This window comes from Saccharopolyspora sp. (assembly GCF_017434145.1).
GTDB lineage: Bacteria > Actinomycetota > Actinomycetes > Mycobacteriales > Pseudonocardiaceae > Saccharopolyspora_C > Saccharopolyspora_C galaxeae.
Window position 1 is genome coordinate 1 of sequence record NZ_JAFRFW010000286.1, and the last position, 11,159, is coordinate 11,159.

Genomic DNA, 11,159 nt, shown 5'->3' on the forward strand with positions numbered 1-11,159 from the left:
CGGCGCTGTCCGCGTGCTGGCGACTGGCCGAAGGCCGCGATGCCGACGACGACCTGGCCGTCGCGGCCCTGTGGCTCGCCGAGGAGGCACCGGCGGCCATGCACGTGGCCCAACACCTGCACGGCGGCGTCGGGGTGGATTCGACCTACCCGTTGCACCGGCATTATTCGCTGGTCAAAGACTTGGCGCGGCTGGTGGGCGGCGCCGGCCACCGCGTCGACGCGCTCGCCGACCAGCTCGCGATGGAGTGCTGATGTTCATCGAATGCACCGAACAGCAGGAGGCGCTGCGCGCGCAGCTGCGCGAGTACTTCGCGGGCTTGATGTCGCCGGAAGAGCGCGCGGAGATGGCCGCCGACCGGCACAACGCGGTGTACCGCGAGGTCGTGCGGCGGATGGGCCGGGACGGCTGGCTCGGCGTCGGCTGGCCCGTCGAGTACGGCGGGCACGGGTTCGGCGACGTGGCCCAGCACATCTTCGCCAGCGAGGCGGCGCGCGCCGACATCCAGCTCCCGTCGGTCACGCTGCAAACGGTCGGGCCGACGCTGCTGGCCTACGGCACCCAGCAGCAGAAGGACCTGTTCCTGCCGAAGATCCTCGCCGGTGAGGTGCACTTCGCGATCGGCTACACCGAACCCGAGGCGGGCACCGACCTCGCGGCGCTGCACACCTCGGCCGTGCGCGACGGAGACGGTTACCTGGTCAACGGCCAGAAGATCTTCACCACCGGCGCGCACGACGCCGACTACATCTGGCTGGCCTGCCGCACGGATCCGGAGGCGCCGAAGCACACGGGCATCTCCATCCTCATCGTGGACACCTCGGACCCCGGCTACTCGTGGACGCCGATCATCACCTGCGACGGGGCGCACCACGTGAACGCGACGTACTTCAGCGACGTGCGGGTGCCCGCGTCGATGCTGGTGGGCGAGCAGGACCGCGGCTGGAAGCTGATCACCACGCAGCTCAACCACGAGCGGGTCATGCTCGGCCCGGCCGGGCGGATCGACGGGATGTGCGCCCGGGTGCGGGATTGGGCCGGCCGGCGCAGCGACCTGGACGGGACTCCGCTGCTGGACCTGCCGGACGTGCGTCGCGCGCTCGCCCGCGCGCACGCCTGCACGCGGGTCAACGAGTTGCTGAACTGGCAGGTCGCGGCCTCGTCGGCGGCAGGTCCGGTGCAGGTGGCGGACGCCTCGGCGACGAAGGTGTTCACCTCCGAGCGCATCCAGGTCCTCGGCCGCTCGCTCGAAGAGGTCGTCGCCCGCCACGGCGACGCCGCCGAGCCCGCGACCGCGGACCTGCTGCGCTGGCTGGACGTGCAGGCCAAGCGGAACCTGGTGCTCACCTTCGGCGGCGGCGTCAACGAGGTCCAGCGGGAACTGATCGCCACGGCCGGGCTCGGGCTGCCCCGATCGCCGCGTTGACCGGAGGGAGCACGCGATGACCGTCGACACACCGGAGGAAACCCTCGGCGAGGAAGCCATCCCGGCGATCGCCGAGCGGATCAGGCAGGCGGGGGAGTCCGCCAGCCGGGCCGCGCGCGACCCGGTGAACCTGCCGATGATCAACAACTGGGTGGAGGCGCTGGGCGACGGGAACCCGGTGTACACCTCGGCGGAGCAGGCCGCCGCGTCCGTCCACGGTGGACTCGTCGCGCCGCCCGCGATGGCGCAGGTGTGGACGATGCCGGGACTGCGGCCGGTCCGGGACACCGACGATCCGCTCTACGCCATGATGGGCGCGCTCGACGAGCTCGGCTACACCTCCGTGGTCGCGACGAACTGCGAGCAGACCTACCACCGCTACCTGCGCCACGGTGAGCAGGTCGCGGTGACCGCGCGGCTCGAATCGGTAGTCGGCCCGAAACGCACCGGACTGGGCGAAGGCTGGTTCGTCACGACCCGCAACGTCTGGTACGTCGGCTCGGAGCCGGTGGCCGAGATGCTGTTCCGGGTGCTGAAATTCCGCCCCCCGCAACAGAAACAGGAACAGGAACCGCCGAAGCCGCAGTCGCAGCCCGCGTCGGGTGCGCAGATCCTGCCGCCCATCAACCGCGACACCGCGTACTTCTGGGAAGGCGCCGCCGAAGGCGAACTGCGCATCCAGCGCTGCGGCCAGTGCGGGCTGCTGCGGCACCCGCCCGGCCCGATGTGCCCGGAATGCGGCTCCACCGCCCGCAAGCACTTCGTCGCCTGCGGGCACGGCGAGGTCTACAGCTACGTGGTTCACCACCACCCGCCGATCCCCGGCAAAGAACTGCCGATCGTGATCGCGCTCGTCGAACTGGACGAGGGGGTGCGGATGCTGGGCGAGCTGCACGGCATCGATCCCGGCGAGGTGGCGGTGGGGCTGCGCGTCGAAGTCGGATTCCAGCGCTTGACCGAGGAGGTCACCATGCCGTTCTGGCGGCCGCGGCAGGACGGGGGTGCGGCATGAGCACGTTGCCCAGGACCCGGACGGCCGCAGAGGTGCAGGTGGGTGCGGCCCTGCCGGAGGAGAGCATCGAGGTCACGCCCACGTTCGTGGTCAGCACCGCACTGGCCACCAGGGACTTCCAGGACGTGCACCACGACCGCGACCTGGCCCATGCCAAGGGATCGCAGGACATCTTCGTCAACATCCTCACCACCACCGGAATCGCGCAGCGGTACGTGACCGACTGGGCGGGACCGGAGGCGCTGGTGCGCGGTGTGTCGGTGAAGCTCGGGGTGCCTTGCTACGCCTACGACACGTTGACGTTGTTCGGGCAGGTCCTCGATCGCGTCGTCGAGGACGGCGAGACGCGGTTCTCGGTGGAAGTGCTCGGGCGCAACGGAACCGGTGAGCACGTGCGCGGAACGGTGCGGGTGGCCCTGCCGGAGGTGTCGGCGTGAGCATTTCGGAACAGACCGCCATCGCGGGGATCGGCGCGACGGAGTTCTCCAAGGACTCCGGCCGCACCGAGCTCCAGCTCGCCGCCGAGGCCACCCGCGCAGCGCTGGCCGACGCGGGCCTCGAACCGTCCGATGTGGACGGCATGGTGACGTTCACGATGGACAACAACACCGAGGTCGCCGTCGCGCGGGAGCTCGGGGTGCCGGAGCTGAGCTTCTTCAGCCGGGTGCACTACGGCGGCGGAGCGGCTTGCGCGACGGTGCAGCAGGCCGCAATGGCCGTCGCGACCGGCATGGCCGAGGTCGTCGTGTGCTACCGGGCGTTCAACGAGCGCTCCGGGCAGCGGTTCGGGCAGGTGCAGTCCGGGCTGGCCGCCGCCCCGACCTCGACCGGCATCGACGCCGGGTGGAGCTACCCGGTCGGCCTGGGCACGCCGGGCGGGCAGGTGGCCATGTTCGCCCGCCGCTACATGCACGAATTCGGCGCCACGAGCGAGGATTTCGGCCGCGTCGCGGTCGTGGACCGGCAGCACGCCGCGACGAACCCGAACGCCTGGTTCTACCAGCGCCCGATCACCCTGGCCGAGCACCAGGACTCGCGGTGGGTCACCGAGCCGCTGCACCTGCTGGACTGCTGCCAGGAAAGCGACGGCGGCGTCGCGCTGGTGGTCGTCTCCGCCGAACGCGCCAAGGACCTGCCGAATCCTCCGGCGCTGGTCCGCGCCGCCGCGCAGGGCAGCAGCACCGACCAGTTCACGATGACCAGCTACTACCGCGACGACCTCACCGGCCTGCCGGAGATGGGGCTGGTCGCGCGGCAGCTGTGGCGGCAGGCCGGGGCCGGGCCGGAGGACATGCAGGTCGCCGTGCTCTACGACCACTTCACGCCGTTCGTGCTGGTGCAGCTGGAAGAACTCGGGTTCTGCGGGCGCGGGCAGGCGCGGCACTTCATCGCCGACGGCGGCATCGGCCTGGACGGCGCGCTGCCGGTCAACCCGCACGGCGGGCAGCTCGGCGAGGCGTACATCCACGGCATGAACGGCATCGCCGAAGGCGTCCGGCAGATCCGCGGCACCGCGGCCAACCAGCTGCCCGAGGTGCACAACGCCCTGGTCACCGCCGGGACCGGAGTACCCACCAGCGCCCTGGTCCTGTCCGCGGCCTGACTCCCTGGCAACGAGCGCGGGACCGCTTCGCCCGAACGGATCGGGGCGATGGGCCCCTTCACTCCCTCGGGCGGGCGGCCGACACGCCCGCCCGATATCGGCCCAGCGTGCGGAGTGAACGGAACTTTCGTCCCAATAGATTGGGCGAACAGTCCGTTCACTCGGTTCCGAAGCCGGTCACTCGGTTCCCGCGGTGGGCGGGCTCGGAGCGAGCGCGGCGACCCCGGCGGCGAGTTCTGCCGGGTCCGGGGCGGTGTCCGGGTCGATGAGCCATTGCAGGACGAAACCGTTGATCATCGCCAGCACCGCCGAGCCGACACCGCGCTGCTGCGCGGTCACTTCCCCGGAGTCGCCGAAGATCAGCTTGGGCAGGTTGGCCCGCGCCTGCTCGTAAACGTCGATGAGCGCACCGCGGATCTCTTCGGAGTACTCGGCCTGGGCGAACGCCTGCACGCTCGCGACCACCATCTCGCGCTGCTCGGTGAGCGTCCGGTGGATTCCGCGCAGGAACCGCTCGAGCCGTTGCAGCGGTGCGTCCGAATCCACCTCCAGCACGGCCTGGTCCAGCTGCGACGTCCAGGCGCCGATCGCGTCCAGCATGGCGATGGTCAGCAGCGCGTCCTTGGAACCGAAGTGGTAGTTGACCGCGGCCAGGTTCGCGCCGGTCTCGGCGGCGATGTCGCGCGCGGTCGTCGCCCCGAAACCCCGCGCGGTGATGCAGCGCTGCGCCCCGGCGATCAGCCGCCGCTTGGTTCCCGAGGAAGGCGCTCGATCCCCTGCCATGCGTGGACCCTCCGTTTCGCCGCTGGGCGGACCGTTCGTGCAGCGCGGGAACGGTCCGCACGCCATCGGCTCAGACCTTCGCGACCGCGACCTCGATCTTCTCGCCCGCGCCGACAGTGCCTGCGAATCCGTCCAGTTCCGCGTCGGTGAACTGAACCGAGTCCGCGAGCGTTTCGGTCGCCAGCGAGTCCCGGAACGCCCGCACCGACGCGAGCGTCTCCGCGGGCCCGGAGATCGTCAGCGCGATCCGGTCGGAGACGTCCAACCCGGCGTCCCGCCGCGCCTGCTGCACCACGCGGACGGCGTCGCGGGCCACGCCCTCGGCGGCCAGCTCCTCGCTGATCTCGGTGTCCAGCGCGATCGTCGTGCCCCGCTGGGACTCCACGGTCCAGCCGGTGCGCGGCACCTCGGTCAACGCGACCTCGTCCGGGGACAGCACCAGCGGCTCGCCGTCGAAGGTGATCGCGGCCTGCCCGGCGTTGCGGACGCCGTCGGCGATCTCCCGCGGGTCGGCCGCGTTGATCGCGTTCGCCACCTGCTGGGTCTGCTTGCCGAAGCGCTTGCCCAGCGCGCGGAAGTTCGGCTTCACCGAGACGTCCACGACGTCCCCGGCCGAGGACAGCGGCTGCAGGCTCTTGATGTTGAGCTCGGCGGCCACGTCGTCCAGCAGCTCCGGCGGCAGCTCGGTGCCCTCCGGCAGCCCGATCAGCGCGCGCTCGAGCGGTTGCCGGATCCGCACGTCACTGGCCTTGCGCGCGGCCCGGCCCGCTTCCACCAGCGCGCGGGCGGAGTGCATCTGCTCGGACAGCACCGGGTCGGTCGGACCGGGCTGCGGCCACGCCGCCAAGTGCACCGACTCCGGCGCGTCCGGATCGCCGAGCCGCACGACGCGCTGCCAGACCTCCTCGGTGATGAACGGCACCACCGGAGCCAGCAGCCGCGTCACCACGTCCAGGCATTCGTAGAGCGTGACCAGCGCGTTCTGATCCGCGGCCCAGAACCGCTGGCGGGAGCGGCGCACGTACCAGTTGGACAGGTCGTCGATGAAGTCCATCAGCAACCGGCCGGCACCCGCGGTGTCGTACTCCTCCAGCCGCCGGTCGGTTTCCTGCGCCAGCGCGTGCACCTCGGCCAGCGCCCACCGGTCCATGATCGGGCGCTCCGGCGGCGGCGAAGCGCTGCTCGGCGACCATTCCGCGTGACTGGCGTAGAGGGTGAAGAACGACGCGACGTTCCAGTACGTCATGAGGATCTTGCGGGTGATCTCCTCCAGCGGTCCGTGCCCGATCCGCCGCGGCGACCACGGCGACCCGGAGCAGGCCATGAACCACCGCACGGTGTCCGCGCCGTGCCGGTCCATCAGCGGCAGCGGTTCGAGGATGTTGCCGAGGTGCTTGCTCATCTTCCGGCCGTCCTCGGCCAGGATGTGCCCGAGGCAGACCACGTTGCGGTACGACGAGCGGTCGAAGACCAGCGTGCCGATCGCCATCAGCGTGTAGAACCAGCCGCGGGTCTGGTCGATCGCCTCGCAGATGTAGTCCGCCGGGTAGCTGCGCTCGAACCGCTCCACGCTGCCCGGCACGTGCGGGTAGCCGAGCTGCGCGAACGGCATCGAGCCGGAGTCGAACCAGGCGTCGATCACCTCCGGTACCCGCTCGGCAGTACCGCCGCAGTCCGGGCACGGGAAGGTGATCTCGTCGATGTACGGCCGGTGCGGGTCCAGCTCGGACAGGTCCGAACCGGCCAGTTCGCCCAGTTCGGCGCGGGAACCGGGCACCGTGACGTGCTCCGCGGCGCAGCGCCAGATCGGCAGCGGCGTGCCCCAGTAGCGGGTGCGCGACAGCGCCCAGTCGACGTTGTTGTCCAGCCAGTCCCCGTAGCGGCCGTGCTTGACGTGCTCCGGGTACCAGTTCGTCGCGTCGTTCTCCCGCTTGAGCGCGTCGCGCATCGCGGTCGTGCGGATGTACCAGGCCAGCTGCGCGTAGTACATCAGCGGCGTGTGGCAGCGCCAGCAGTGCGGGTAGGAGTGCTCGTACTGCATCGCGTGGAACAGCAGCCCGCGCTGCTTGAGGTCCTCGGTCAGCAGCGGATCGGCGTCCTTGAAGAACTTCCCGCCGACCAGCTCGATCGAGCCGGCGAAGTGCCCGTCCGGCTCGATCGGGTTCACCACCGGCAACCCGTTCGCCTTGCACACCGCGAGGTCGTCCGCGCCGAACGCCGGAGCCTGGTGCACCAGCCCGGTGCCGTCGTCCATGGTCACGTAGTCGGCGGGCACCACGAAGTGCGCGCCGGGGATGTCCACCAGCTCGAACGGGCGCCGGTAGTGCAGCCCGACCAGCTCGCTGCCGGGCATCGTGGCCAGCTTCTCCGGCGCCTGCTCCCCGAACACCGCCTCGATCAGCGACTCGGCCACCACGAACGTGCCCTGCTCGGAACGCACCACCGCGTAGGTCGCCTCGGGGTGCACGGCGACCGCGGTGTTCGACACCAGCGTCCACGGGGTCGTCGTCCACACCAGCAGTTCGGCGCCGGTGTACCCGGCGAGTTCGTCGCGCAGCGGGAACCGGACGTAGATCGACGGGTCGGTGACGGTCTCGTAGCCCTGCGCGAGCTCGTGATCGGACAGCGTCGTCCCGCAGCGCGGGCAGTACGGCGCTACCCGGTAGTCCTGGAACAGGTGCCCGTTGCGGAAGATCCGCTGCAACGCCCACCACACGCTGTCCACGTATTCCGGCGACATCGTGCGGTACGGGTGCTCCAGGTCGATCCAGTAGCCCATCCGCTCGGTCACGGCCTCGAACTCGCCGACGTAGCGCTGCACCGATTCGCGGCAGCGGGCGTTGAACTCGGCCACGCCGTACTTCTCGATGTCCGGTTTCCCGGACAGCCCGAGTTCCTTCTCCACCGCCAGCTCCACCGGCAGCCCGTGGCAGTCCCAGCCCGCGCGGCGCGGCACCGAGTGGCCCTTCATCGTCTTGAACCGGGGGAAGAGGTCCTTGAAGACGCGGGCCTCGACGTGGTGCGTGCCCGGGTGACCGTTCGCGGTCGGCGGCCCTTCGTAGAACACCCACGGCTCACCGTCGGCGGTCTGCTCCAGGGCGCGGCCGAAGATCCGCTCGTCCTGCCACCAGCGGGAGATCCGGTGCTCCATCTCCGGCAGGTCGATCTTGGCGGGCAGCGCGTCGAACGGGGACGCGCCGGGCTGTGCCGCACCGGGCTGGGCTGCACCGGGCTGGGCTGCACCGGGCTGGGCTGCGCCGGAGTGGGGGGCTGCACCGGATCGGGGCTGCGCCATCGGGGCTCCTCGGGCTGGTTCGCTTCGCTCGCACGGGCAGCTGATCGCTGCCCACGCGGGGACGAAGTCGCGAACGACCCGCGGTACCACCCCGCTTGTGCCCGCGGCGCGGGCACCTCTCCTTCGTGCCGGCTGTGACGGGCGGCTCCCGTCCGGTTCTACTGAGGGCCGCTGCTGCTCCGGCTGCTGCCGGGGCCGCCGCGACGCCCGTTCTTCCGGAGGCTCCCCGGTGATGGCCGGATCAACGCCTGCTGCCTCCGACTATAGCCAACCGCGCATCCCGGTCTCACAGCGCACCCGCCGCAGGTCACAACGCCCCCGGCAGCACCAGCAGCCCCCAGGCGAACAGCGGGCCGACCGCGACGACGGCGCCGGTGTAGCCGAGCAGCTGCCGGTAGATCATCGTCCGGTCCGAGCCGCGGGCGTTGCTCAGCACGAGCGCGCCGTTGCTGGAGAACGGGGAGGTGTCGACGATCGTCGCGGACACGGCCAGCGCGGCCACCAGGCCGGCGGCGCTGAGATCGCTGGAGAGCAGCAGCGGAACGGCGATCGGGATGATCGCCGTGAGGATCGCGGTCGAGGACGCGAACGCGGAGACCACCGCGACGACGACGCACAGCAGCAACGCGACCAGCAGCGGGCTGCCCAGCTGCGAAGCACCGTGCGAGATCGCGTCGATGGTGCCCGCCTCCTCCAGGATCCCCACGTAGGTGATCATGCCGCCGATCAGCACGATCGTGGACCAGCTGACTCCCTCGATCGCCTTGGACTGCCGGTTGAGATCGACCAGCGCCAGCAGCGCACCGGCGCCCAGCGCGAGGAACCCGATCTCCAGCCGGAACACCAGCGCCACGCCGACCAGCACGACCAACATCGCCAGCGTCAGCACCTGCCGCCAGTCGACCCCCGCGGACGCGTCGTCGTCCGCTTCCTGCTCCACCGCGGCCGCGGGATCGGCGCGCCGGTGCCCGCGCAGCACCACGAAGCTCACCGCTGCGATCAGCACGTTGAACGCGAGGCTGGCCAGGAACAGCGCGTGCGGCGCGAGTTGCAGCGGCGTCTGCTCGATCATGCCGAGCACGATCGCGCCGGAGACCGCGATCGGGGAGAACGACCCCGCGTGCGCGCCCGCCACCAGCACGGCGCCGATGAGCAGCTGGCTCATGCCGTGGCGTTGCGCGAACTTCAACCCCACGGGCGCCAGCAGCGCGATAGCCGCGGTGGGGAAGGTGCCGAGCGCCGAGAGCAGCCCGCACACCGCGAACAGCACCCACGGGATCAGCGCCACCTTGCCGCGCACGAGCTTCACCCCGCCCCGCACGAGCAGGTCGACGGTGCCGTTGCGCTGCGCCACCGCGAACAGGTAGGTGACGCCGAGGATCGTGACGAACAGCGAAGCCGGGAAACTTTCGAGGATTTCGTCCTCGGACAGGTGCAGCGACGCGGTGCCGACGAAGAACGCGCCGACGAACGCGAGAATGCCGATGTTGATGGGGAACAACGTCGCGACCACGAACATGACCGCGAGCGCTAGAAGCGGAAGGATCTCAGACATCGTTGTCCTAGCTCGAATCTCTGTTGTGCGGAACCGACGGAGCGCGGGCTGGTGCGCCGGTGGTGCTCAGGCCAGTGCGCCTGCGCGGCGCCCGAACACCGCGCCCGAGGTCAGTCCGGTTCCGCCGGGGTAGTTGCCGCTGAACAGGCCACCGAGCATTTCCCCGCAGACGAGCAGGCCCGGCAGCTGCGCACCTTCGTCGTCGAGCACCCGCCCGCTGGTGTCCGCGCGCAATCCGCCGAAGGTGAAGGTGATCCCGCAGGTCACCGGGAACCCGTAGTACGGCGGGGTTTCCAGCGGGATCGCCCAGTTCGACTTCGGCGGGCGCACGCGGGCGGCGCGCCCGTCCAGCGCCGCGATGTCCAGCGCCGCGCTGCGGTCGATCGAGGCGTTGAACTCGGTCACGGTGCGGTTCAGCGAGGCCGGATCCACGCCCGTGCCCGCGGCCAGTTCTTCCAGCGTGTCCGCCACGACGACGGAAGCGCCGGGCAGGTCGTACTCCTCGGCGCGCAGCCGCGGCCGGGTGCTCGCGTCGAACAGCTGGAACGCGACGCCGCCGGGCTGCGCCAGGATTTCGGCGCCGTACTTGGCGTAGGTGAGGTTGCGGAAGTCGGCGCCTTCGTCGAGGAACCGCTCGCCGCGCGAGTTGACCACGATGCCGAGCGGATAGCCGCCGCGGGTGAGCTGGTTGGTGACCGCGCGGTTGCCTTCGTTGTCCGGGTACCAGGCGTCCCACGCGACGCTGTGGCAGCTGTTCCAGTCGCCGTGGGTAGCCGCGCCGGCCTCGATCGCCGCGGTCAGCATGTCACCGGTGTTGTGCGGGGTGCCGCGGACCTTGGCCCTGCGCCAGCTCTCGCCGAGGTGCCGCGCGCGGAGTCCGGCGTCGGCCTCGAAGCCACCGGCCGCGAGCACCACGGAATCCGCTTGCAGCACGCCGGATCCGCCCGTCGCATCCGTCCACTTGAGACCTTCGATCGCCCCGGCGCGCAGCACGAGTCGCTGCGCGCGAACGCCGTAGCGGATCTCGACCCCGGCCCGCTCGGCGGCTGCGGTGTGCTGCTCGATCAGCCCGGTCCCGCCGCCGGTGGCGCCGACCGCCAGGCCGCCCCAGAACACCTGCCGCCCCTGCTCGTCCGGGTACGCCTGCCGCTCGTACATCAGCCGGAAGCGCAATCCCTTGCCGTGCAGCCAGCGCAGCGCGTCCTGGCTGTCGCCGACCAGGACCCCGGTCAGCGCCGGATCGTTGTGCCCGCCGGTCACCTTCGCCATGTCGGCGGTGAAATCCCGCGCGGTGTAGGGGTTCAGGACGGACGCGGTGTGCCGGTCGTCGCCGTCGAGCAGATCGGCGAGCTCGTCGAGGCCGTGGTGCGCGATGCGGAACGCGCCCGCGGTGTAGTAGCTGTTCCCGCCGGACTCCGCGGGTGTTCCCTTCTCCAGCAGCAGGACCCGCCTGCCGCGTTCGGCCGCGGCGTGCGCGGCGCTGAA

General features: G+C 70.9%; 8 protein-coding genes and 1 pseudogene. 5 read left to right on the forward strand and 4 right to left on the reverse strand.

Going from position 1 to position 11,159, the window contains the following annotated elements; genetic code table 11:
* From IJH84_RS07965 to IJH84_RS07985, 5 genes and pseudogenes are all read left to right on the forward strand, one after another.
* Positions 1 to 254 (forward strand): annotated as a pseudogene (locus tag IJH84_RS07965) (acyl-CoA dehydrogenase); the annotation flags it as partial.
* Positions 254 to 1,426, forward strand: coding sequence for an acyl-CoA dehydrogenase family protein (locus IJH84_RS07970; RefSeq protein WP_295142160.1), 1,173 nt, complete (start codon positions 254 to 256; stop codon positions 1,424 to 1,426). The pseudogene IJH84_RS07965 and the gene IJH84_RS07970, both read left to right, overlap by 1 nt.
* 16 nt (positions 1,427 to 1,442) lie before the next feature.
* Complete coding sequence (locus IJH84_RS07975; RefSeq protein WP_295142163.1) at positions 1,443 to 2,438, forward strand: bifunctional MaoC family dehydratase N-terminal/OB-fold nucleic acid binding domain-containing protein; 996 nt, start codon at positions 1,443 to 1,445, stop codon at positions 2,436 to 2,438.
* The gene (locus IJH84_RS07980; RefSeq protein ID WP_200069221.1) at positions 2,435 to 2,875 is read left to right on the forward strand and encodes a MaoC/PaaZ C-terminal domain-containing protein; all 441 of its coding nucleotides are present in this window, start codon (positions 2,435 to 2,437) and stop codon (positions 2,873 to 2,875) included. Before IJH84_RS07975 ends, IJH84_RS07980 begins: the two co-directional genes overlap by 4 nt.
* Entirely contained in the window at positions 2,872 to 4,041 is a 1,170-nt protein-coding gene (locus tag IJH84_RS07985) for a lipid-transfer protein (protein ID WP_295142168.1), read from the forward strand. Before IJH84_RS07980 ends, IJH84_RS07985 begins: the two co-directional genes overlap by 4 nt.
* Positions 4,042 to 4,218: 177 nt before the next feature.
* Here the strand turns inward: IJH84_RS07985 and IJH84_RS07990 are convergent, their stop codons facing one another.
* The 4 genes from IJH84_RS07990 to tcuA form a co-directional block, all read right to left on the reverse strand.
* Positions 4,219 to 4,824 (reverse strand): TetR/AcrR family transcriptional regulator, encoded by a 606-nt coding sequence (locus IJH84_RS07990; protein ID WP_295142171.1) that lies wholly within the window; start codon positions 4,822 to 4,824, stop codon positions 4,219 to 4,221.
* A 70-nt stretch (positions 4,825 to 4,894) separates the two neighbouring features.
* The gene (gene ileS, locus IJH84_RS07995; RefSeq protein ID WP_295142174.1) at positions 4,895 to 8,119 is read right to left on the reverse strand and encodes an isoleucine--tRNA ligase; all 3,225 of its coding nucleotides are present in this window, start codon (positions 8,117 to 8,119) and stop codon (positions 4,895 to 4,897) included.
* 307 nt (positions 8,120 to 8,426) lie between these two features.
* On the reverse strand, positions 8,427 to 9,674 hold the full coding sequence (locus tag IJH84_RS08000) for an SLC13 family permease (protein ID WP_295142177.1): 1,248 nt from the start codon (positions 9,672 to 9,674) through the stop codon (positions 8,427 to 8,429).
* Positions 9,675 to 9,740: 66 nt separating this feature from the next.
* Positions 9,741 to 11,159: FAD-dependent tricarballylate dehydrogenase TcuA (tcuA, locus tag IJH84_RS08005; protein WP_295142180.1), on the reverse strand; the 1,419-nt coding region annotated here is incomplete at its 5' end.

What these genes read in the sequence shown, in the direction of transcription:
- IJH84_RS07975 (WP_295142163.1), top strand. Translation starts at nt 1,443, where the DNA reads ATGACCGTCGACACACCGGAGGAAACCCTCGGCGAGGAAGCCATCCCG.
- IJH84_RS07990 (WP_295142171.1), bottom strand. Translation starts at nt 4,824, where the DNA reads ATGGCAGGGGATCGAGCGCCTTCCTCGGGAACCAAGCGGCGGCTGATC.
- ileS (WP_295142174.1), bottom strand. Translation starts at nt 8,119, where the DNA reads ATGGCGCAGCCCCGATCCGGTGCAGCCCCCCACTCCGGCGCAGCCCAG.
- IJH84_RS08000 (WP_295142177.1), bottom strand. Translation starts at nt 9,674, where the DNA reads ATGTCTGAGATCCTTCCGCTTCTAGCGCTCGCGGTCATGTTCGTGGTC.
- IJH84_RS07970 (WP_295142160.1), top strand. Translation starts at nt 254, where the DNA reads ATGTTCATCGAATGCACCGAACAGCAGGAGGCGCTGCGCGCGCAGCTG.
- IJH84_RS07980 (WP_200069221.1), top strand. Translation starts at nt 2,435, where the DNA reads ATGAGCACGTTGCCCAGGACCCGGACGGCCGCAGAGGTGCAGGTGGGT.